Annotated in this window: 27 protein-coding genes and 1 pseudogene; 17 read left to right on the plus strand and 11 right to left on the minus strand. The window is 56.4% G+C overall.

Annotated elements, in window-relative coordinates; genetic code table 11:
- The first annotated feature begins 5 nt into the window (after positions 1-5).
- Positions 6-413, plus strand: a complete 408-nt coding sequence (locus tag FJ147_03710; protein MBM4254984.1) for a DUF2000 family protein — start codon at positions 6-8, stop codon at positions 411-413.
- A 156-nt stretch (positions 414-569) separates the two neighbouring features.
- On the opposite strand, the gene FJ147_03715 is transcribed toward FJ147_03710, so the two are convergent.
- Positions 570-989 carry a type II toxin-antitoxin system VapC family toxin gene (locus tag FJ147_03715; protein ID MBM4254985.1) on the minus strand — a complete coding sequence of 140 codons (420 nt, stop codon included), beginning with the start codon at positions 987-989 and terminating at the stop codon, positions 570-572.
- Positions 986-1,285: a hypothetical protein gene (locus FJ147_03720; protein ID MBM4254986.1), complete on the minus strand. Its 300-nt coding sequence runs from the start codon at positions 1,283-1,285 to the stop codon at positions 986-988. The genes FJ147_03715 and FJ147_03720 overlap by 4 nt, the downstream gene beginning before the upstream one ends.
- A gap of 181 nt (positions 1,286-1,466) precedes the next feature.
- On the opposite strand from FJ147_03720, the gene FJ147_03725 reads away from it, so the two are divergent.
- On the plus strand, positions 1,467-1,892 hold the full coding sequence (locus tag FJ147_03725) for a GNAT family N-acetyltransferase (GenBank protein MBM4254987.1): 426 nt from the start codon (positions 1,467-1,469) through the stop codon (positions 1,890-1,892).
- Positions 1,893-2,216: 324 nt separating this feature from the next.
- Here FJ147_03725 and FJ147_03730 read toward each other — a convergent pair whose 3' ends face one another.
- Positions 2,217-3,377 (minus strand): pyridoxal phosphate-dependent aminotransferase, encoded by a 1,161-nt coding sequence (locus tag FJ147_03730; GenBank protein MBM4254988.1) that lies wholly within the window; start codon positions 3,375-3,377, stop codon positions 2,217-2,219.
- 104 nt (positions 3,378-3,481) lie between these two features.
- Positions 3,482-3,949, minus strand: a complete 468-nt coding sequence (locus tag FJ147_03735) for a group 1 truncated hemoglobin (GenBank protein ID MBM4254989.1) — start codon at positions 3,947-3,949, stop codon at positions 3,482-3,484.
- A 328-nt stretch (positions 3,950-4,277) separates the two neighbouring features.
- On the opposite strand from FJ147_03735, the gene FJ147_03740 reads away from it, so the two are divergent.
- The 4 genes from FJ147_03740 to FJ147_03755 are packed head-to-tail and all read left to right on the plus strand — an operon-like array spanning position 4,278 to position 10,437.
- A complete protein-coding gene (locus FJ147_03740) occupies positions 4,278-6,740 on the plus strand; it encodes an FtsX-like permease family protein (protein ID MBM4254990.1) in 2,463 nt (820 codons plus the stop codon).
- On the plus strand, positions 6,737-8,005 hold the full coding sequence (locus FJ147_03745; GenBank protein MBM4254991.1) for an HlyD family efflux transporter periplasmic adaptor subunit: 1,269 nt from the start codon (positions 6,737-6,739) through the stop codon (positions 8,003-8,005). The genes FJ147_03740 and FJ147_03745 overlap by 4 nt, the downstream gene beginning before the upstream one ends.
- Before the next feature lie 25 nt (positions 8,006-8,030).
- A complete protein-coding gene (locus FJ147_03750; protein ID MBM4254992.1) occupies positions 8,031-8,750 on the plus strand; it encodes an ABC transporter ATP-binding protein in 720 nt (239 codons plus the stop codon).
- Positions 8,707-10,437 (plus strand): TolC family protein, encoded by a 1,731-nt coding sequence (locus FJ147_03755; GenBank protein MBM4254993.1) that lies wholly within the window; start codon positions 8,707-8,709, stop codon positions 10,435-10,437. The genes FJ147_03750 and FJ147_03755 overlap by 44 nt, the downstream gene beginning before the upstream one ends.
- A 171-nt stretch (positions 10,438-10,608) precedes the next feature.
- Here FJ147_03755 and FJ147_03760 read toward each other — a convergent pair whose 3' ends face one another.
- The 3 genes from FJ147_03760 to FJ147_03770 all read right to left on the minus strand — a co-directional run bounded on the left by FJ147_03760 (position 10,609) and on the right by FJ147_03770 (position 12,329).
- On the minus strand, positions 10,609-10,986 hold the full coding sequence (locus tag FJ147_03760) for a hypothetical protein (GenBank protein ID MBM4254994.1): 378 nt from the start codon (positions 10,984-10,986) through the stop codon (positions 10,609-10,611).
- A complete protein-coding gene (locus tag FJ147_03765) occupies positions 10,964-11,413 on the minus strand; it encodes a DUF104 domain-containing protein (GenBank protein ID MBM4254995.1) in 450 nt (149 codons plus the stop codon). Before FJ147_03765 ends, FJ147_03760 begins: the two co-directional genes overlap by 23 nt.
- Before the next feature lie 277 nt (positions 11,414-11,690).
- Positions 11,691-12,329: a glutathione S-transferase family protein gene (locus tag FJ147_03770; protein ID MBM4254996.1), complete on the minus strand. Its 639-nt coding sequence runs from the start codon at positions 12,327-12,329 to the stop codon at positions 11,691-11,693.
- 364 nt (positions 12,330-12,693) lie between these two features.
- On the opposite strand from FJ147_03770, the gene FJ147_03775 reads away from it, so the two are divergent.
- From FJ147_03775 to FJ147_03805, 7 genes and pseudogenes are all read left to right on the plus strand, one after another.
- The gene (locus tag FJ147_03775) at positions 12,694-13,713 is read left to right on the plus strand and encodes a (Fe-S)-binding protein (protein ID MBM4254997.1); all 1,020 of its coding nucleotides are present in this window, start codon (positions 12,694-12,696) and stop codon (positions 13,711-13,713) included.
- A gap of 59 nt (positions 13,714-13,772) precedes the next feature.
- The gene (locus tag FJ147_03780; protein ID MBM4254998.1) at positions 13,773-14,378 is read left to right on the plus strand and encodes a glutathione S-transferase family protein; all 606 of its coding nucleotides are present in this window, start codon (positions 13,773-13,775) and stop codon (positions 14,376-14,378) included.
- Between the two features lie 145 nt (positions 14,379-14,523).
- Positions 14,524-14,907 carry a cupin domain-containing protein gene (locus FJ147_03785; GenBank protein ID MBM4254999.1) on the plus strand — a complete coding sequence of 128 codons (384 nt, stop codon included), beginning with the start codon at positions 14,524-14,526 and terminating at the stop codon, positions 14,905-14,907.
- Between the two features lie 395 nt (positions 14,908-15,302).
- Complete coding sequence (locus FJ147_03790; GenBank protein MBM4255000.1) at positions 15,303-15,776, plus strand: VOC family protein; 474 nt, start codon at positions 15,303-15,305, stop codon at positions 15,774-15,776.
- A gap of 492 nt (positions 15,777-16,268) precedes the next feature.
- Positions 16,269-16,352: pseudogene (locus FJ147_03795) on the plus strand (aldehyde-activating protein).
- A gap of 11 nt (positions 16,353-16,363) precedes the next feature.
- Complete coding sequence (locus FJ147_03800) at positions 16,364-17,098, plus strand: endonuclease/exonuclease/phosphatase family protein (protein ID MBM4255001.1); 735 nt, start codon at positions 16,364-16,366, stop codon at positions 17,096-17,098.
- Between the two features lie 17 nt (positions 17,099-17,115).
- Positions 17,116-17,313 (plus strand): hypothetical protein, encoded by a 198-nt coding sequence (locus FJ147_03805; GenBank protein MBM4255002.1) that lies wholly within the window; start codon positions 17,116-17,118, stop codon positions 17,311-17,313.
- A 20-nt stretch (positions 17,314-17,333) separates the two neighbouring features.
- Here the strand turns inward: FJ147_03805 and FJ147_03810 are convergent, their stop codons facing one another.
- The 3 genes from FJ147_03810 to FJ147_03820 all read right to left on the minus strand — a co-directional run bounded on the left by FJ147_03810 (position 17,334) and on the right by FJ147_03820 (position 18,425).
- The gene (locus FJ147_03810) at positions 17,334-17,735 is read right to left on the minus strand and encodes a cupin domain-containing protein (GenBank protein MBM4255003.1); all 402 of its coding nucleotides are present in this window, start codon (positions 17,733-17,735) and stop codon (positions 17,334-17,336) included.
- 120 nt (positions 17,736-17,855) lie between these two features.
- Positions 17,856-18,185: a carboxymuconolactone decarboxylase family protein gene (locus FJ147_03815; protein MBM4255004.1), complete on the minus strand. Its 330-nt coding sequence runs from the start codon at positions 18,183-18,185 to the stop codon at positions 17,856-17,858.
- Positions 18,186-18,425: a hypothetical protein gene (locus FJ147_03820; protein ID MBM4255005.1), complete on the minus strand. Its 240-nt coding sequence runs from the start codon at positions 18,423-18,425 to the stop codon at positions 18,186-18,188.
- Between the two features lie 223 nt (positions 18,426-18,648).
- On the opposite strand from FJ147_03820, the gene FJ147_03825 reads away from it, so the two are divergent.
- The 3 genes from FJ147_03825 (at position 18,649) to FJ147_03835 (ending at position 19,734) form a co-directional block, all read left to right on the plus strand.
- The gene (locus FJ147_03825) at positions 18,649-18,882 is read left to right on the plus strand and encodes a hypothetical protein (GenBank protein MBM4255006.1); all 234 of its coding nucleotides are present in this window, start codon (positions 18,649-18,651) and stop codon (positions 18,880-18,882) included.
- Between the two features lie 5 nt (positions 18,883-18,887).
- Positions 18,888-19,121: a hypothetical protein gene (locus FJ147_03830; protein ID MBM4255007.1), complete on the plus strand. Its 234-nt coding sequence runs from the start codon at positions 18,888-18,890 to the stop codon at positions 19,119-19,121.
- Positions 19,122-19,245: 124 nt separating this feature from the next.
- Positions 19,246-19,734, plus strand: coding sequence for an SRPBCC family protein (locus FJ147_03835; GenBank protein ID MBM4255008.1), 489 nt, complete (start codon positions 19,246-19,248; stop codon positions 19,732-19,734).
- A gap of 26 nt (positions 19,735-19,760) precedes the next feature.
- On the opposite strand, the gene FJ147_03840 is transcribed toward FJ147_03835, so the two are convergent.
- Positions 19,761-20,102, minus strand: coding sequence for a hypothetical protein (locus FJ147_03840; protein ID MBM4255009.1), 342 nt, complete (start codon positions 20,100-20,102; stop codon positions 19,761-19,763).
- Between the two features lie 195 nt (positions 20,103-20,297).
- Here FJ147_03840 and FJ147_03845 point away from each other — a divergent pair, with 195 nt between their 5' ends.
- Entirely contained in the window at positions 20,298-21,626 is a 1,329-nt protein-coding gene (locus FJ147_03845; protein ID MBM4255010.1) for a DUF1329 domain-containing protein, read from the plus strand.
- Positions 21,627-21,825: the final 199 nt, after the last annotated feature.

A 21,825-nucleotide genomic window follows, 5' to 3' on the forward strand; every position in this document is an offset into this window, starting at 1 on the left:
TCAGCATGTTCGACACGAAGATTGCGATTGTTCTCTGTAACGATCTGGCGACATGGCAGAAACTGAATGTGACGGCGTTCCTCACCAGCGGGATCGTTGGTGCCAATCCCGGTATCCTTGGTGAACCGTATGAGGATGCGGGAGGCAACACCTATGCACCGCTGGTGATTCAACCGATCATTGTCCTCAGTACCGACAGAGATGGGATCAAGACCATTTATCGGCGGGCGATGGAGCGACAGGCACGACTGGCACTGTACATCGAAGACATGTTCAGTACGGGACACGACGCTGACAACCGTGCCAGCGTGAAGCAGTACCAGCCAGACGAATTGAACGTGGTCGGGCTCGCGCTGCGCGAAGCCAAGAACGTGGTGGACCGAATCACCAAAGGGGCAAAGATGCACGAGTGACAGAAGGGAACCTTCATGAAATTTGAACATGGTGTACGACACCTGCTCACGTGTCATCACTCATGATCGGAAAGGGAATGGAGAAAAGACGCGGCAATGATCCGCGCATGAGGGAGAACCCTATGCAAGCCCTCTAGCTTGGAGCGGGCCTGTCGTTTACATCGTCCAGTTTTCGATCTGGAGATCGGGGACGAGTTGAAAGTCTTGTACATTGCGCGTCACCAGCGTGGCATTGTGAGCCAGAGTGATTGCGGCAATACGCAGATCCATCGTGCCCATACGAAGCTTGAGGGAATGCAGCTGCTCATAGTGCGTAATGGCTGGTTGGGTAAATGACAGGATACGTACGCTGCTCAGGAACGCTACGGTGTCTGCCAAACGGTCGTAAACGTGGGCCATCTCTGTAACGTTTCTTGTACGACGTAAAAGCGTGTACCAACCGGAGAGCTGTTCCTCAATGGTAATGACGGTGGTCGCTAACGCGTCAGAAGGATGCGTGAGCGTGTGCCGGACAACCTCGGCATGTCCATGCCGGTACAGACTCAGGATATCCGTATCAAGGACATATAAACTCATGATGCGTTCGGATCATCATCAATGTTCGCACGATTCTGGGCCATAGCCTGAACCCATTCTTCGTACAGAGGGTCGTCTTTCAGGGTTCCAGCAAACCGTCTCCAGGGATGCTCAGGTGTTGCAACCTCAAGCGTCAAGATCTCAGCACCGGAGCGCAGCTTCTGTTCGATCTGTTCACGCACTTTGCTCAGCGCTTCCTCGCGGGACGCACCTTCGGCCTCTACCGCGAAGGGAAAGCCACACAGGGCACGGTATTTTTGCCCATCAGCGGGTTCGAGTAAAATTGTCAGATGCATCGGTTTGTCTCCCTGAACTCAGTGCTTCCTGCATTACAAGGAATTTTTCATCTCCAAGCAATAGACCCTCCGCTCATTGCGTCGGCCAGGTGATCATTGAACTCTCGCAGCCGTATGACCGGCAGTTTCTGCAACGTTTTGCGAGAGGTATTCTACCGGAGTTCCGCTGAGGAGATACGACATGACAACAGTTGAAACTGCACGCCTGCTGCTGCGACGCATTCAACCCGCTGACATGGATGATTACTACCAGCGTATTTACGCCGAGCCCGACGTGATGCGCATGCTGCCAGCGCAACGCCCGCTCTCGCGCGCAGACTTTGATGCACGCATTCCCACGTTCATGATCGATCACTGGACGGAGCACGGCTTTGGCCCGTGGGCGGTAATTCATAAGGCAGACAAGCAATTCATTGGTCACTGCGGGTTACGCTATTGGCCCGAATCGTCAGATGTTGAAGTATTCTATGCCCTTGCCAAACCGTACTGGGGCCTAGGCTTAGCGACCGAAGGCGCACGAGCCAGTCTGCGGTATGGATTCGAGCACCTTACATTGGCAGCAATTCTCATTTTGACCTATGACAACCGTCAATGTAGGCCGGAATAAGCGCAGCGTTTCCGGCAAGCGCGCGCCGGGAACGGCCTGCGGCCTTATCCCGGCCTACGTATCTTGTCCGTAGGCGACTCCATCGGCGCGTTTGGGTTCAGAATGAGAATTGCTAGGGGGAAAGTGCGCATACAGTGCTTGCTGGGTCACGATGCCCAGTGGCGTGTAAGCGCCTGAGAAGCTGTTGAAAAACCCTTCGACACGCTCAGGGTTAACGGAGAAAGACAAAGTGCTGAGAGAGATTTCCCGTACGTACTGAGCTTGTCGAAGTACGGTTTCGCTTTCTGGAACGGCCTCTGAGGAATATATCAACAGCTTCTGAGTCTATGAGGTCAGCGCCCGCTGGACACGCTGGCCAATCCCACGCAAGCGATGCACCGGCTCATTGGCAAAGACAAAGCGCACGTATTTGTCGCTGTTGGCACTGCCCCAATTGGTCATCGCGGTCGCCGCGATCTTCCCCAAGTCGAGCAAGCGTTGTGAAGCCGTGACGCCATCCAGCCCCAATGGAGAAACATCGAGCAATAGTGACCAGCCTCCGTGCGGTGGGATGACTACAAAGTCGCGTAATTCTTCCAGCAAGACATCGCGCCGCCGTTGCCATTCCTCGGCACAACTCTGAATGCCATCATTCGGATCGGCGATGGCGGTGGCAACGGCACCCATTGCGATGCCGGTTTGACAGACCACATTTGTGATGCTGACCCGCGCCACATCGGCGATGAGATCCGCAGGCCCAACGACCCAGCCCACACGCCAACCGATCATGCGATATTCCTTGGAGGCTGCACCGACAGTGATGACCTTGTCGCGCATGACTGGGAACGAGGCCGGATGAATCACACCACGGCCATCATAGAGAATGCGCTCCATCGCCGCGTCGTTCAGTACCCAGCACTGGGCACGGTGGCAAAAGGCCATTAACGCCTGCCATTCCTCGTGCGTGAAGACCGCACCGGTTGGCATGGAGGGACTCATCAACAAAGCCACTTTCACCGGGCGGGGATCAATCACTGCCAGTGTATTCGTATCCAATCGCCAACCTTGTGGTGAGGCGATCAACGGGACATAGCGCGGCACCCCTCCAGCCAGACGCACCCGATTAATCAAGCCTACGTAGATCGGGTCCGTCAGTAATACTTCGTCACCCGGTTCCAGTGTCGCCAGCAGCACATTCAAAATGCCCGATAACCCACCGGCACTGATGACACATTCGCTCTTCCAGTCGTAGTGGTGTCCGGCGTGGCGTCCAACCAAATCGGCTGCGGCCTGACGCAATACATCCAGACCGAAGAACGGCAAATAGCTGTTGGCCGCATCGTCATCAACAGCCTGTTTGGTAAACGCAACGGCACTCTGTGGTGGACGCAAATCAGTGTCGAGGTTTTCTAGGCGCAAAACGTCAGGGTCGTTGAGGCGGTCAACGAGTTCGCCCATCTGCTCCACCCCGATTTTACTGATGTGTGTCAGTCGTGATACGGACATCGGTGTACTCCTCGACAGAAACGTATCTGATGGTGCAAAGCCCCGCCGATACGTAGCGCTTGTGGTCACGACGAGTGAGGTGGCTCTCGTCGTGGCCAGTTGGTTCATTTTGCCTTCGTCGGCCACTGCACCCCATACGAGGCCAAGCCTCCGGCAAGCTTCGTCCCGCCAGCGTCACGGACGACCTCCCGGAAGGAAGGGCTGCCGACGACCTGCGATTTAAACGAGGTAATGAAGCGGTGGACTTCCGTCCGCAGATCCTCAGCGAGCTGAAAGTGGGCATACGCTTCGTCAAGGACTTCTAACAGTTCTTCCCAGTGCCGTTCCGTGATGCCCATGCCTTTGTGCGCCGCGATCATGGTACGGCCTCGGTAGACCGCTGGCCCGCCCCAATGAGAGGACGCAAAGTCACAGAAGTTCTGCAGTTCCACCTTGACACGTTCCTCAGACATGTGCTGCCAAATGCGTCCCACTTCCTCACGAGCCATCAGCTTGGCAATCGCGTATTCAATAAAGGCATAGATGGCGTCATGCCCGCCCAGTCGGTCATACAAAGTGCGACTGTCATTCATCGAGTGCCTCCTTGTGTTGCGATAGTGAGCGAACTTTAGATTCTTTCACCGTTTCGGCCTCGCAGTAGTACCACGAATCGGCATCCGCAGGATACCATATACGCCTTCTCTGCTATGTCCGAGCCACTAACATCAGAGGAGAGGTAGTGCCAAAACTGGCGGCAATCTGCTACGGTCGCGAGCTGTCAAGCGCTGAAGGGGCATAAAAGAGAATGCGGTGAAGACGGAAGCGGCAATCAGCGAATTCTCTCCCGCATCCTTTTGGTGGTTCTCGCTCGTCTATCGCGTGAGGATCGTATCCGCGTTGCAAGGAGAGGAGGAAAACTCCATGACGTTTGTTCAGGAACTCGCCTTTGCGTTTCGTTCGATCGCTAACATGAAAGGCTTGTCGATCGCCATCATTTTGACGTTGGCACTCGGGATCGGCGTGAACATCGCCATCTTCGGTCTGGTGCGGGCCGTGCTCCTGCGACCGTTAGTCAACCGAGGTGAAGACCGCATCGTCTACATTCGTCAAAGCGCACCCGGCATTGGCAGGGAAAACGCGACGTTCTCGGTGCCCGAGATCAAGGACCTGCGCGAACGGGTCCGTTCGCTGTCGGATATCGGCGAGTTCTCCACCATACCGTTCTCGGTGATCGGTCTTGGCGAGCCACGGCAAGTGCGGGCCGGTGTCGTTAGTGGGAACTACTTTGAGGTGATGGGATTGCGTCCGGTCCTAGGTCGGCTCCTCACGGCCAGTGATGACGGTGCGAGCGCCGCCGGAGCGGCTGTGCTGACCTATGCGTTCTGGTCGTCGGCCTTTCAGCGGGACACCGGAATTATTGGCAAGACGGTCCGCATCGATACGACGTTCGGCAGCCGGCCCGCAGTGATCGTTGGCGTGCTTGAACCTTCGGTCCCGTACCCCGCCGAGACCGAAATGCTCGCCAACATGGTCACCAGTCCTCATCATCTGTCAGCGACTATGGTGCAAGGCCGCGAGCATCGCATGACCGAAGTGTTTGCCCGGCTGGCGCCAGACTCCTCAGTCGATGCGGCCCGCAGCGAAATTACTGGAGCGTACGAGTCGATTCGACGCGACTACTCTGAGGCGTACCCGGCGCAAGCGGCATACACGATCCGCACGGTGCCGTTACGCGAACAATTGACGACCAACGCGCGCACGGTGCTGCTTGTGCTGTTTGCTGCCGCGCTCCTCATTTTTGTGATTGCGTGCTCGAATGTTGCCAATTTGATTCTGGCGCGCACGGTCCGCCGTGAATCAGAACTGGCGGTCATGGCCGCTCTCGGCGCTCATCCGATGGCGTTGCGCCGTCTGTTGTTGGCAGAAAGCACGGTGCTGTGCGGACTCGGTGCGCTTGCGGGTGCGGCGCTGGCATGGCCGCTCGCAGCCATGTTGTCGCGTTATGCGGCCCGTTTCTCGGTGCGCGCGCTCGAAGTCACGATCGATCCGGTGATGCTCTCGCTCGGCGTCGTACTCGCCTTACTGGCGGCGGTACTGCTCGCGTTCGTGCCCAGTCTGCCGTCCGACGCACGCAACGGCGGCTTGAAGCTCGCCAGCGGCAGCGCCAGGGTTGCCGCTGGTGCCAGCAAGTTGAATGTCTTCGCGGTGATCCAGATCGGCGCTTGCTTTATTCTCGTGGTCGGCGCCATTGCGCTGGTACGCACATTCCTCGCTCTGCAGGCGTCCTCCCCTGGGTTCGACACCACGAAGATACTCGCGCTCAACGTACCGGTGACTTCGTACGGCCGCACCCCTGAAGATGTCCGCAACTTTTACCGCCGCTTACAAGCGCGACTGGGTGAACTTCCCGAGGTGGAGCAAGTGGCGATCGGCAGCAGCATTCCGTGGCGCAGGGATGAGGTTCTTGATCGCGCAGGCTTTGGCTATCGGCTTGAGGGCGGTGTGAGTGGCGCGGCCAATGAGGATCCCCGTGCCCGCATGCGCTCGGTCTCGCCGGCGTACTTCGCGACCCTTGGTGTCCCAATCGACGCGGGCCGGGACTTTACGACTGACGATCGGGACGGCGCCGAGCGCGTGGTCATCGTCAGCGCCAGCGTGGCGGCAAAGTTGGGACCTGAGCGAGACGTGCTGAATCGGAAATTGTACTGGACCGATCCGATCATGAAATTCATCGGCGTTAGTCAGGAGCCACGCCGCATCGTCGGCATCGTGCCAGACATCGACGACGAGCATGTCATCCCTGGGGCTCTGCCCACGGTGTACCAACCGTTCGAGCAGCAAGTGTTCGGCGGACGCGTTTTCATCCACGTCCGCAACGGCCCTCATGCAATCATTCCGGCGGTGACGCAGACGATCCACGAGCTGGCGAACGATCAGCCGGTGGTGGGCGGAGCAACCCTGTCTGAGATCCGCGCAGAAGTGATCTCGCCCGATCGGCTCAATGCAGCGGTGTTCAGCTTGTTCGCTGTGGTTGCGTTGGCGATCGCCGTAGTGGGCGTCGCCGGGGTGCTCGCTTTCTCGGTCAGCGGACGTACGCGCGAGTTCGGCATCCGCATGGCGCTCGGCGCCACGCCGTCTAACATCCTGGCTGGTGTCATTGGCCATGGCGCGGTGATGGCCGGAGCCGGGATCGCGACTGGCCTGGTGGGTGGCTACTTCCTCCTGCAGCTGACGGCGCGTTTTATCGGACAGATGCAAATGCCGGGTGTAGCGGCACTGGCGGCCGCGGGAGCCGTGCTCGTCCTTGCTGGTGTAGGTGCCGCGTTCGTTCCAGCCGCGCGAGCAGCGGCGACCAATATCGTGGAATCGTTGAAGGCTGAATAGTGGTAGATATTCAGAAATCACAAACTGAGATTACGCAGCGGCGCTGGCGACGGAAAGTGATCCCGGTCGGCGTCGCCGTGGTGCTGTTGGTTGCGGCATATCTTGTCGCTCGCCTCGGACCCGCGACGCCTGAAGTTGACCGCAGTGGACTATGGATCGACACCGTGCAGCTCGGAGACGTGCCGCGGGAACTCCGTGGCGTGGGCGAGCTTGCGCCGCAAGACGACGCCTCACGCTGGGTGTCAGCGGAACTGGATGGTCGCGTCGATCGCAAGCTCCTCGAACGCGGGGCAGTAGTCACGTCCGACACGGTAATCCTGCAATTGAGTAATCGCGACGTCGAACAGGCCGCGCAGGAAGCGCGACTCGAACTGCAAGGAGCCGAAGCGGCATACACCAGTCTGGAGGCCTCGTTGCAAAGCGATCTGTTGGCGTTGCGCTCCGCCTCGGCGTCGATCGAGGCCCAGCAAGCGGATGCGACCTTACAAGCAGAGGTCGACTCCAAACTCGCGAGCGATGGTCTGCTCGCGGAATTGATTGCCCGTCAGTCGGAGGTACGGAAGGCTTCACTCGCCAATCGCGCAAAGTTAGAGAGCGATCGTGTCCGCACGACCGAGGCCTCGGTCTCGACTCGACTAGCAACACAGCGGGCTGAAGTCGAGCGTCGTCGTGCTTTGGCGCAGCTCAAACAGCGTGACTTGGAGTCAATGACAGTGCGCGCCGGTATGGGTGGCGTGTTGCAGGACATCGTCGTCGAAGTCGGGCAGCGCGTCGCGCGCAACGCCAACCTGGCACGGGTGGTGGATCCTGCGCGGCTGAAAGCGGTCATTCGGATTCCGGAAGCGCAGACGCACGATCTGCGGCTCAACCTGCCCGCTGCCATAGACACTCACAGTGGGATCATTCGCGGACGAGTTTCCCGTATTGCGCCCTCTGCCCAGAACGGGACGGTAACCATCGATGTGGAACTCACCAGCGAGCTGCCACCGGGGGCACGACCGGACATGACTGTGGATGGCACGGTGGAACTCGAACGGCTCAGTCAGATCCGGCATATCGGTCGGCCCTCGGCTGGGCAGACAGAAGGCGCGGTCACGCTATACAAACTGAGTCCAGAGGGAACCGAGGCGGTGCGCATTAACGTCACACTTGGCCGTGCTTCGGCGAACCGGGTGCAAATTCTGCAAGGTGATCTGCGGCCCGGCGATCGCGTTGTGTTGTCCGACACGTCAGCCTGGCTCGGTGCCACCGTCAGGTTCCGGTAGGCAATTGCAGAGAGGAGATGGGGACATGGGTGACAAGACCGTCATCAAACTGGAAAACGTCTTCAAGGTGTTTGAGACGGAGACCGTGACTACGCACGCGCTGGCTAACATCGATTTGCAGGTCGAGCGCGGCGAGTACATAGCGATTGCCGGGCCGTCGGGCTGTGGTAAGTCCACGCTACTGTCGATCCTGGGCTTGCTCGATACGGCGACGTCCGGCGCGTATTTTCTCGACGGCCAGCCAGTGACTGGTCTCAGCGCCAAACAACGGGCACAGGTACGGAATCGGCAAATCGGGTTCATCTTCCAGAGCTTTAACCTGCTGGGTGACAGAACCGTGGTGCAGAATGTGGAGCTGCCGTTGATCTATCGCGGCCTGAGCGCGAGTGAGCGCCGCACGCAAGCCATGCGCGCACTTGAGCGCGTGGGGATGACAGCGCGCGCGAGTCACTATCCGTCACAATTGTCCGGCGGCCAGCAGCAACGCGTGGCCGTTGCCAGAGCGGTGGTCGGCGATCCGTCTATTCTTCTTGCGGACGAGCCCACCGGCAATCTCGACTCGAAGAACGGCGCAGCCGTGATGGAGTTGCTCCGCGAGCTCCACGTCGGTGGCGCGACGGTGTGTCTCGTGACTCACGATCCCCGTTTTGCTGAGGACGCCAACCGTGTCATGCGCTTGCTTGATGGGGTGCTGGTGAAGGATGAGGCTGTTTCCCACAATGAAGCGGCAAACTCGGGCGTCTAATATAGGTTTCCTCAATCATTTGTGGATGCACAGCCCGTTCATGCTTCGACAAGCTCAGCACGGACGGGGAGATTATCTTGGCTTTCTTGTTTTTTCCGTGCGTCCTGAGCTTGTCGAAGGGCGGTTTGTGTCATCGGCGTCGTTATCTCAAGTAGGGCTTTTATACGTGTGTCGAAGAGTGGCAGTCATTACCGCCAGCCTCCTCTTGCTGTGGTACACATCTGCACAGGCGCAGCAACCCAACTCGCTTGTGCTCAGCCCGGAGCAAGCCGTCGCTTTTGCGCTTGAGCGCAGCCTGGTTCTCAAAGCGGCGCGGTTCGGTCCGGAGATCGCCGACCTCGACGTCCGCTCGGCCAACACTGCTTGGACGCCGCAATTTTCTGCACGGGCAGGCGTCAGCAATAGTCACTCACCTCCAGTGAGAACTTTCGATTCTCCGTCAGGGATTCTCAGCAGACAACGATCTGCAGCAGCCTCTATCGACCAATTGCTGCCGTGGGGGTCGTCCTATAGCGTCGAATGGGATGGCGTGCGGCGCTCAGGCACCGATGCGCTCGCCCGTTTCAATCCGCAGTTAAGTACAGGCATGCGCGTCACGTTTACGCAACATTTGCTCAGAGGACTGCGCATTGATGAGGCGCGTGCCAACTGGCTGATCAGCGTCAAAGGACAAACCGTTTCCGAGGCGGAGCTTACGAGTGCTGTGGCCGCCACGACCCGCTCCGTCCTGCAGGCGTACTGGTCCTGGGTTCACGCACGCGAATATCTCGCAGTGGAACAACAGTCTCTGGCGCAGGCGCAGAAGTTCCTGCGTGAGGATCGCGAGCGTGCGGCGTTGGGGAAGATTGCCGCGGTTGAGGTGGTCGAGGTGGAGTCGGAAGTGGCGCGCCGGTCGGATGTCATAGTGAGTGCTACGAAAGAGGTCGCCAATGCACAAGACCGCGTGCGTCTCCTGATTTTTGCGCCACTCGATCTCGAACAGAGTCTTGCGCTGGTTCCACCGCCCGACCTTGTGCGGGAGGACATTACGATAGGACAGACGGACGAACTCATTGCGCGCGCGCTTACGCTGCGGCAAGATTTGCGCATCTTGCGGGCGGTGCTCGACATCGATGACATTACCATAGCGCAGCTCAAAGACGAGGCGCTGCCCGATGTCTCGCTAATCCTAAGCTATACCGGACTCGGCATCGCCGGGAGGCAAGTACGGTCTTCACCACTGACCGGCGGCCCTGTCACTGGAAGTGTGGCGCCGAGTTTCGGGTCCGCCCTTGATGACGTGGTAGCCTTCCGCTATCCGGGGTGGTCCGTCGGGCTGTCGGTGCAGGTGCCACTTGGCGAGTCACTGGCCGCTGCTGAAGCAGCGAAAGCGTCAGTCAAACGACGCCAGGATGCGACGACGCTCATGAGTGCAGAACAACAAGCTGTGACCGAGATCAAAGCGGTTATTCGCGGTGTGGAGGCGAATCGCCAACGGTTGCCGCTGACCGCGAACGCAGTGGCCCTGGCCGAGCGTCGGCTGAATGCTGAGGAGCGGAAGTTTCTGGTCGGCCTGTCGACTACTTTCCTGGTCATTCAAGCCCAACGCGATCTGACCGCCGCCCGCGAGCGAGAGTTGTCCTCGCTGCTGGACTATCGTCTTTCGCTTGCGGATCTCCAGGCCGTACAGACCATTCCGGTGCGGTAATGGCTGCGCAGCAGCAGAACACAACCTGCCTACGGGCAGTGGCCCTGAGAGATCAATTCCGGAGCCAGAAACGTTTCTTTTTCGTGTTGGGTCATTGCCGTTGACATGGCATGCTCCTCTATCGTCTCTCGTGTTGTTTCTTTGAGGTTGTCCACGTTAGTGAGGCTCCTCTCATTGCTGCTCTCTCCGCCCATACCGCCACGCGTTCAGCGAAATGAATTGGCCTGCGATCAATACTCCCGCTGCGATGACGTTTCTAATCGCTTGAACGATATCTCCTACACTCATGTCTTTCGTTGGATCGTTGTCCTGATAGATGGCGAGAATTCCTGGATGCTGTGGATACTGCCCATGCAGTTCCTCAAAATCGCGTGGATTCTTGGTAACGAGCACCAGCCCCTGACTCATTGCATACTGCAAGTGCACTTCGTCTGAGTGTCCGGCAACGCCTGCATCGAAGGGAGTGACAACGTCCCAACCGGCCTGACGGAGTACGCGCACTAAGGCTTTATCATAGGCGCAGTCGTCAAGATAAATCTTGAGGCTCAAGAGGATAGCCTTTTTCCAGCAGGTAGCGCTTCTCTGCTTCCGCCTCCGCCTCAATCAGTTCACGGTGAGCCTGGTAATACGCGAGCGCTTCTTCGATCGCTGCAAGCGGCAGATCGTAGCGCTCCGCCGCATCCGCCGGGAGGAGATGGTCTGCACGGATACTTCGAACCAACTGTCCAACCGTGAGATTTCTCTCTTTGACGTAGAGCTGGCGTCTCCTCGGGTGGTCTCTCGCAACGAGGTACGTATACCCTTCCTGCGCATGTTCGTTGATCGCGGGGAGGAGGAGCAGCGTGAGCTGTGCCCCTTCTTCAAGTTCAAGGGTTTCTAGAGGCTTCAGCACGCCCCGTGTGTAGACGACTTCAATGGCTTTCTGCATGCGTAGGAACCTACCATAGAGCCAAGCGACCGAGCAAGCCGATAGCATGCCTGATGTCCTGCAAGCCACTCAACTTGTGACTTTGAGATGTGCCCTTGTCGTTCGTGGATTGCTCAGCGCAACTCGTCGAGTCCCAGCCAACAGCCGTAGTCGGCATAACTGCAGTCGGTAACAATCTTGCCATCACGACAGGTGAGCGCTGCCCAAAATGGCAGTTGTCAATCTGGCCCACAATCGGACTCGAGCAGCGTCACTTCCAGACCACGACGTTGCCGACTGCATGGCTCAAGTCAAGGCGCATCACGGGGTTCTCCCGTTGTTGCAGTTACGCCTTGGGCGGGACCGCGGCGGGACCGGCAATCTCCATCGCCTTTTTATAGGCTGGCCGTTCGCCGATGCGTTTTACATACGCCACAACGTTCGGCAGATCAGCGATAGCGCGTCCACCAAACAGTGGCAGTGCAGTCAGGTTGAAGGTCACCATCACATCGGCACAGGTAAACTCGGGACCGGCCAGATAGGGCGACTTACCCAGGCGTTGGTCCAGATAGCGGTAGTAGGCCTCCTCGCGCCGCTTGATCGCTTTGCCAATCATTTCCGCCTCGGGGCTACCGGCCTTGGCGCCTAGCGCGAGTTTCGCAAAGAATAGTCCCAGGACGTTATTGTTGAAATGCATCCAGTACAAATACTCCGCGTAGTTCGGTTGCGTCGGACCGACCGTCAGTTTGCCACCGGCGTAGCGATGACAGATGTACTCGACAATCACTGCCGATTCGGTGAGCGTGACGTCGCCATCTTGAATCACGGGCGCGGTGGCTGTCGGATGCAGGGCCAGGTATTCCGCCGGGGCCAATTGATCTGGGCCGCGGTTGTACCACTTCAGTTGGTAGGGCAGGTTTAACTCTTCCATCAACCAAACAATACGATCCGACTGCGACACGCCAAGATGGTGAATAGTGATCATCATAAGCTCCTTCTCTATTTATCGCGAGAAAGGCGCGACTGTAACAAACTCGCGGTGCCCGCACAATCCGACGGCGAAGCGGGTGCAGGTCAACGTTCTGGCAGTGACGACACCTGCGCCCGGTAAACCACGCACTCCGCGTGCTCTGATCCAGCCCCTCCGCCCGAAGCTTTAGCGCGCGAGATCTCAAGACCTGGCACATCGATCATTGGCCGGATATGTTGACACAGATGTGGACGCGCAGTGCACAGCCCTGGGTCATTTTATCCCAGCAGATGCTATTGTCTTTGCAGGGCAATCCACCGACTTTACGCCACCGTACGACGCCTGGGTACGGCAATGGCAATAGCGAAGGAGAACTTCGATGGCGCAGTTCAATTACTCAGCCTATTACCGTCGATTGCAAGAGATCAAGAAGCTGCAGATCCCAGCAGAGGCGGTGTGCTGGACTGAGCAGTATCATCCGCCCGATCGTGCCTACGATATTGTCTTGTATCTTGGCTGCAACATTTTGCGCACACCTGATGTGGCAGCGGATGTGGTTACCGTGTTTCGTGCATTAGGGCTTGATTTCATTGCGGTTGCAGGCGTGCAGTTCTGTTGCGGGATTACCTGGGATCGCTTCGGTGATGTCGCCAAAGGACAGACAGTGACAGATTTGACCATTGAGCGGCTGGCCTCGTACAAAGCGGGGACCGTCGTCCATTGGTGTCCGTCATGTGACGTGCATTTCTCTGATGTCGTCACCGGGAGAGATGCGAAAACGATTCCTTTCGATGTCACGAATGCTCCTGCGTTCTTAGCCGACCTCAGTCAGCGTGGGCACATCCCCTGGCATCACGATGTCACGGGTCGTGTGGCGTTACATTGTCATAGTGGACGTGACGGGCATGAGTCCGGCCAGCGGCGTGCGCAAGCGGACCAAGCGCATGTGAGTCAGTTGCTATCACAGATTTCCGGATTACAATTCCTCGGTGCGGTGACAGCCCCGCCAGAGTTTGATTACGACTGTGGCCCCAGCTCGATCCGCGTAGATCGTGCCCAGTGGCTGGCATTACGCGTGAATCAACTCAATGCGGTACGCCAAACTGGCGCTGATACATTGGTGACTGTCTCACACGCTTGTCAACGTGAGTGGTGCGATGCCAGCGATGCAAGTCTGACCGTCAGAAATTATATTTCGCTTGTGGCAGAAGCGATAGGCTGCACTCGGAGTTATGAAAGTGATTCGTTAGGACGCTTAAAGCACGCGGACAATATCGACGAGATCGTTGCCAGTACCCAAGCGAATTGGACCAGTCACGGATTGAGTAAAGAACAAGCCGAAGACATTGCCGAGAAGTATTCCTGGGAAACTCCAGCGCCACGTTCGTCAGCACCGTGAGGGCGAGGATAACGGCAGGACAGAGGAAGGAAGAACGTTTTGCACACACGAGGGAAGCAATGAAAATCTATTATGCACCGAATACCCGCGCCGTCCGCATTGTCTGGTTGTTCGAGGAGCTTGGGCTGCCCTATGAACTGGAGCGCTTCAAGTTAGGCGATGCCGCGATGCGCGCACCAGAGTATCTCACGCTGCACCCGATGGGCCGCGTGCCGACCTTGCAGGACGGTGAGGTCACGATCTTCGAATCTGGGGCGATTGTGCAGTATGTGTTGGCGAAGTATGGCACCGGCCGTCTCGTGCCGGATGTTGCTTCCCCCGAGTTCCCGCTGTACCTGCAATGGTTGCACTATGCCGAAGGCATGATTATGCCGCCGGTCAACACCATCATCGTCGAGACGATTCTGCTCAAGCCGGAACGGCGCAACCAAGCCAACGTCGATCGTGCCGTCAAGCTGCTGTCGCAGATGCTGAGCGCCGTCGATAGCGGATTACGAGGGCGCGAATTTCTCGCCGGCGATTTCAGCGGTGCCGACATCATGACTGGCCATGCCTGCATTGTGGCTACGCGACTGGGGGCAGATGTTTCCAATAAGCCTAATGTCGCTGCTTATGTGGAACGGCTGCAACAGCGACCAGCACTGCAACGCGCATGGGATGCCTGAGCGGACGAAAACCTCAGCCCGCTGTATACCAGACTACAGTAGACTCCCCTGTATACTGCGTGACAGCTGCTGAAATCCCTCCGACCCTGGCTGACTCACAGTGCTGCCTACGGCAGAATGCGACGACGAACAAAGGAGAATTGTCATGGCAGATCAGCAAAAGTCGGCTCCTATGCCTGAGCCCGGGCAAGTGTGGCATATCCCGGACATTGTCAAACATGGAGGATTGTTCGTTACCATGCTCGGTCAACCGCTCGCACCCACCGAGCCGCCGCCTCCAGCCATTCCGACCATGAGTTTGCATGTCTACCATCTCAAGAAAGGCCAACCGGATCAGCAGCTCTCTCACCAAGAAGATGAGGCCTACTATGTCATCACAGGGGCAGGAAAAGTGACGGTCGAGAACGTGACAAAGGAGCTGCGTGAAGGGGATCTCCTTTTTGTTCCACGGCAGGCTCGGCATCACTTTCATGATTACGACGATTTAGCGCTCCTGGTCTTTTTTGCGCCGCAGTTTTCGCTCAGATGACGACCACCCATCCGGAGCTGAGTAGAAGTATCCGTATAGTGACAAAGCACTCCAGCATTTGTGCGAAACCGTGTCGCTGATCCGCTTGATCATCGAGAAAGGCCAGAGTGGTACGCTCGGACAATTCAATGGCGCTTATCACAAAGTGAATCTTAGCGGTATCAATGCCCTGATGCCGCCGCCAGTGCGCCCGCGCATTCCCATTTTTGTAAAAGAAAACGGCTTGAAAAAAGTGTGGAACAGACGAATACTGCAAGTGATATTCTTGGGGGGCAAGACAGTGCAATATTTGGATATACTGCCTATCAGAAGTCGGTGGGTTTACCCCTACCTGTTACGTTCTTCCAGAATAGTGCTGCAATCCCTATATAAAGAGGAAGGGAAGGAGGGCAAACATGAACATTACCGGAATGATGCATGTCAATGTCAATTGCAGCGATTATGAACGGTCTCGCAAGTTTTACGAGTTTCTCGGATTCAAAGTCTTGTGGGAAGTGCCCACTCACAATACGCCGGAAGTAGCGGCGGCTGTCGGCATGCCACCCTACGAGGTCCGCGGCGCGCTGCTGCAATTGGCTGGGTCGCCGACAACCCCTCTCATCGATCTATTGGAGTGGAAAGAGCCCCGTGATAGTGAAGCGCCCTATCCACACCTCTATCACCTCGGGATTGCTCGGATTGCCTTGCTCACCGCGAATATAGAGGCAGATGTGCAAGCGTTGAAAGCTCTGGGGGTCGAGTTTCTCTCCGAGCCTGTGTTATTGAGTCCCCCAGATGCGCCGCCCGCCCGGTTTGTGTGTTTCAAGGATCCAGGCGGCACCATCTTGGAACTAGTGGAAACGAACCCGCCACGAGAAAGGCAAGGTTGAGAAGTGAAACGAGACGTAATAGCGGTTCACGGTGATACCAGTGCGCTCAGGGCCATCGGAATTCTCAATAAGACGGAGCGCGCACGAGTCGAGTTCTCTTTCGCCGTCGTGTAGGTCGAGTTCCTGTTGCAAGCCACGTGATGCTGGTAACAGGGCCGAAGCACATGCGCCACCGCAGCGCGGCCCCGTAGTGTGAAGGAATGAACGTGAAAGGCCGCGAGTGGGCCGCTCGCGGTGCGCTCGAGCGTTGTGTCACAATGATGAACTGAGCTTCTTCACGAGTCGGAAATGCTATGGAGGGGTCAACCCAATCACTGTGCGATGAGGGGCAACAAGGAAAAAATCACTGTTCTTCAAAGAGTGACAAAGGAGTGTTCTCTTATTTGTCGTAGGAGTCATTGCTCCTGGCGTCGCGTGCTTAGTCGCATTTGCCCGGCTGAGAGAATCTACTTCAGAAGAGGGGTGAACTGACCCGTGCTAGGAAAAGCCACAATTCCTTTACCGTTAACCGGCGGTTGCCAATGCGGTAGTCTTCGGTATCACATCAGCGCAGTGCCGCTGACGCTGTATGTTTGTCAAGGAAGCGCATGCGCGTCGCGACCTACAACCTGTTAAAGGGCGGAACCAAACGTGTGCATTGGCGCAAGCTGATCGAAGAGCACGACGTTGACCTGTTACTGGTGCAGGAGTCTGGGCCGCAGGATCAGCACCTCTCACCTCTCTCGCATCCCGACCTGCAAGGCCAGTCGGTGTGGGACATGGCGCCACCGAATCGCTGGGGCAGTGCAGTCTTTTCTACCTCCGGTGCTGTGAAACAAGTCCAGCTTTCGCGGTTCAACGGCTGGGTTGTTGGTGCACACATCTCCGGTCTCACGTGGCGACGAAAGCGCCGCCGTCCGCTGCTGGTCTTCAGCGTACACGTCCCCTACGGACCTGGAGGCTACGTCAAACAAACACTGGACCTGCTTGATGAGATTGCGCGCGTTGCGGCAGGTAGTGACCTCATCATCGGTGGTGACTTCAATCTGTCGATCAGTCCTGAGCGCAGAACCGATAAACCGTTGAGTAAGCGGCTGACAACACTTCACGCACGACTACGGAAAGAGTTCGGCTTAATGAACTGTTGGCAGGAAGCGAATCCAGGGCAGCCACCAGCACAAACGTTGCGGTGGACAGGCAATCGCACCATCCCGTATCACTGTGATGGCATTTTTGTGCCCCGGCGCTGGCGGAATCGACTGCAATCGTGCACCGTATTGTCAGGCGCAGATTGGGATCACCTCAGCGATCATAATCCAGTCATTGCCACCTTTGCCGACTGATGATGAAAGGAGTCAATATGGCACGTCACGATAGTCCACATCCCGGCCATGTGCATGATTTTGATGCTGCGCGGGCGCAGACTCTCTCATCAGTGGTGAGTGTTGCGTCAGAAGAGAGTTTACGCAACTTGCTGTCTTCAGCGGGCTACATCGATATGCAACGCTTCTTTGCGGCCTATTTCTATGGTGGTTGGATCGCGCGGTTTGTGTCGTAACCGGCGATCATAACCGAAAGTTATGGCACCGGAATGACAGGATCGGCACCTTTCTCTTTGACAAAGAACACCAGAAACTTCGCTGGCTTGGTTTTGCTGGCGTTCTTTGAGACTGCGTGGATGTCTTCCGGTGATTCATAAAATGTTTGACCAGGTCCCAGCGTCACCTCTTTCCCACCTTCGACCTGCATGACAATCGAGCCTTCTAAGACGTAGACAAACGTATGTGCGTTGTGGCGATGTTTGGCGGTTGTGCCGCCCGGTGGGTACTCGACCAGGAGCACCGCCCCTTCCTTGTTCGGGGACCCGGTCAAATCCTTCGCCATCAGCGGATTGATCTTGGCGTCTTGAGCCATTGCCGGAACGGCAATGGTACAGATCACTCCCACCAACACTGCTTGTGCTGCTCTCCAATATCGCATCTGACTCTCCTCCTCTTATCTTCCTAGTTTTCCAACGATTACTATATACAGAACTCCTCGAGTTTTGGTATTAGCGGCGAATTCTTGGCGGAATCTCCACATAGCTCCATACCAGCTTGTTTATTGTCGCAGCTTTCGCACCGGATGATCCGGCGGCAACATGCACAGACTGTCACTGTCGATTTTCAATGCGCAGTTAAAGCGCGCGCGGAAGTTCTCCAAGGCAAGGGCTGAAGTCAACTCAACAATTTGTTCGGTACTGAAGAACGCCTGAATGTCTGCGAACACCACATCAGACACATCCGCCGGAGTCTGTGTCATTCCTTCCGCGTAGCGCAACACCGCTTTCTCTTGGGGAGTGAAGTGTGGGCTTGACTCGAACGTGGCCAGTGTTTCTAACTGATCGTCAGTGACTCCTGCATTTCTGCCAACGGCAGAGTTAATGTCCACTCAAAAGGGACAGCCGATCATTTGTGCCGCACGTACGCAGGCCATGGTCTTCAAGCGTGGTTCGACGAGGGTCGAGAAGCCAATTGCTTTTCCTAAGGCTGCATGGCCTAGGAGGATCTCCGGTCTGTGCGCCATGACCAGATAGGGTGTGATCACGTGCCCGAAGAAGTCCCGGCTCCCTTGAAATATGGCTTCAACACTTTCAGGTGCATTTTGTGGGTCGATTCCGTTGATACGCATACGTTGCTCCTCCAGCGGTCAGGTAAGCGGTTGTGGTTAGTGTAGAGATGCTTAAAGGAAACCACCATCTATATACAGATAGCCCCTGAAGCATCTACTAACATATGGGACCATCTACTAATATAAAGAACCATATAGGAGTAGAGGGGTGAAAGATTATTCAATCGCTATACGTTAGACGTTGGCTTGGTTTATCCCGCAATGTCTGTAAAAGTATGGGTGGATGCACTTTGAGATTATTGGAGAGATTGCTGACATTGAGCCGATTGCAACTGGTCCCAGCATTCGCATCCTTCCGTTTCTTCGCAAGCGCTACGGGAGAGGGCGATGGCGGAAACTCAAAGGAAAAGCTCGAGTACGCCTTGCGGACGGAACGGTGAGGCGAGCTGAACTTCATTGGTTCGAGGCACATGGCATCGGCAAACGGAAGATGCGGATCAAACGGTTTCTGGACTAAAGACTATGCCGACACGAGTAAAATCTAAACGACAATTTGCGATTTGTATTCGAGCTGAGGAGCAAGATTTGCTGACGCCCCGTCGAATTTACGAAATTCTCCCGGACGAGAGCGCAGCCAAGTCCCGGTACATTCGGGTGATCGATGATGAGGGTGAAGATTACTTGTATCCGTCTTCACATTTTGTGGTGGTCGACTTTCCGCCGGCAGTCGAACAAGCTCTGCTGCAAGCGTCGTGACCTACTGAAGCTGTTGCGTCTAACTTTTCACGCCGCCGCATCGCGGCTCTGTGATGCATTGGCATGAAACCGACAGGCCGCGGCTGGGCCGCTCACGAGGCGCTGAGACGTTCAACAAAGACCTATGCCAACCGTCATTAGCAAAGCAACAATTGAGATCCAGGGGCACCCACCTGAAGTGGTCTTTGATGCAGTGACTGCGCTAGAGAATCTGCCTGCTTCTTTAACCAGCTACGGACCAATTCCGGCCATTCTTTCTGCCTCGATTGAAGGAGCTGACCAGACTACCGAGGGATGTACGCGAGTAACGACAAACTCGGACGGATCGACAATACGGGAACTCATCGTCAAACACCAACGTCCCTCGCTGCACAGTTATCAAATAACTTCCGGCCTCAAGCCTCCTTTGACGTGGCTCGTTTCCTCTGCAGGGGGAACCTGGAGTATCGTGAGCACGACAAATGGTACCCGCATTACGTGGGAGTTTACCTTTACCTGCCGAGGAGGTGTGACCGCTCAGCTTTTCAGACTCTTCGTTCTGCCGAAGTTCCAGAAGGCTCAAGAGATTTGTCTGAGTAACCACAAGAGGCGGATAGAAAACCACGAGTGCTGACAGTCCTTCACCTTTCGTGGAGATATTCAGCCAACCGCTGGCTGTACGAGGAACACCATCGCTGAATGACTAAAGCGCAGCACGCCATCTTCGCGGCGCACGTTGAGTCCCGTGCGGTCTACGTCCACTGAGGCTTCGAGCAAGGCAACGATTTCCCGTGCGGTGGCCTCATCTGGCCCGCCGTGGTCCATCCACTCCGCAACAGAATAACTAAGGGTGACGGTCGGCTGGAATAGCACTTGAAGACCGGCGACAGCAAACAGTTGATTGAACTCCGACTCTGGCAACGCCCGCACGTGCGTAGGGTCACATAAGCGCTCAACCCGGTTGTGATACGCTGCTTGCTCTGTATCTTCAGATGCGATCATATCGAGGATCAACAACTTTCCCGATTGATCGCGAATTTTTTACAGATGGTGTTGAGAGTCGCTCATGGTCGTACTATAGGCTGATGCTGGCTAAAGAACCAAGAGGGGCTACTGTGAGTCGGAAACAGTCATTTTCTATCGGTGCGAGTCTCTATGAGATAGGTTTTCCTGAGCATGGTGTAGAAGGGGGCATATATGAAAGTAGACGCGTGGATAGTGGGAGGAGTGTTCATTGTTGCGTTTCTCCTCTCTCTCCAGATGATGAGTACGAGCCGGGCGTCAGAAAAACGTACCTGGCGGTATGTGAATGAACTCTCTCAAGAAGAGTTGCAGAAACTGGATCTTCGTGCTGAGACTCCACGCGACACAACCTTCCCCTATCTCCCTGCCGAACCCTATCCGTATGCGGCGCCGTACTCCGCCGAAGAGATGGGTTTCATTGCGACTGACTTTGCTCATATGCCACGGCACAACTGTGCGTTGATCGAAGACTATGGCACGATCTCAGCCAACGGCTACCTTACTACCGCTCAGGCGATCGGTTTAGTCTCTTATCGTGAGCCCGCTGGATTGCTTGGACAGCTGCAGACGAAGCCGGGCGAGTGGTATACCCAATGGCTTTTCCAGACCATTGCTCCAGCTGAGAGGCATGGCCGCCAATCTCTCTATACGCTGTACCGTACAGATCAGACACATCAGATTAGACTCGATCTGTTTGTCTATTCACCTGAGCTGCGCCGCGTGCGGCGCCAGCCGCAGCCTCGTCGTCAGGACAAAGCATTGGGTACTGCTTTAGGGTATGAAAACTTCTTGAATCGCGATGCCTGGGAGTTTCGCTGGCGCATTCTCGGTACCGATGTCCTCTATGAAACAGTCCGTTTCCCGCGCACGCGCGCGTCTATTACGCTGACCGCCGCTGATGGGTCGCTATCTGAAGCTGCCCCCAACGCACTCAAGATTATGGGGCGCGACTATCCTGCCTACACTCCTGAAGGCGGTGTTGCCTGTTATGTGGTCGAAGCGCGTACACGCGAGGAGTGGATTCCAGGATATTATGCCCCCAAGATCCTGTACTGGCTGGACCAGCAGGCCTTCTTCCCGTTACGGATTGAAGAATACGATCCCGCGGGTGTTCTCACGTACATCGAAGATCGAACTGCACAATTCGTGAACCCTGAGTTGAAGAACAAGGGATACGAAGCGCACATCTTCCTCTCCTGGGACATTCCTCAAGACATTATGAGTTACGATGTGCATGATGCGTATCGACCGCAAGCATGGACCGCGGCAGACCAGGAGATCTTTTTCAGTCCAGATTTCTTGCGTCGTGTGTGGTTTGTCGCGCCATTGAAGAGTCAGGCGACGGTGCCGAGTCCTGAGACGTTTTTTCTCCGGCCTGCGTTGTATCGCGACAAGTTCCCCCAGGACCGCAAGATTGAGATCTCTTCTCAGCTTCAAGCCCGTATTCGTGCACAGGACGCGGCAGGCCGGTTAGTCTTTGAAGAAAACCACAGCACCCGCTGAGGTGCTGTGGTCTGCTTTTTCGCTCACGTCGGTGTCGACGATTGCTGTATCACACTAGAGGCGATTTTTTCATCTAAATCAGACCTGAGAACCTTCGTACACGTTACACTCCAGGCGCCAAATCGTGTCATTCTGAGTCCTCCACAGCGCGCGGCGCGGAGCGTGGAGGCAGAAACGAGACAGTGCTATGCTTGGCGGC

This window comes from Deltaproteobacteria bacterium (assembly GCA_016874775.1).
Lineage (GTDB): Bacteria > Desulfobacterota > Binatia > Bin18 > Bin18 > VGTJ01.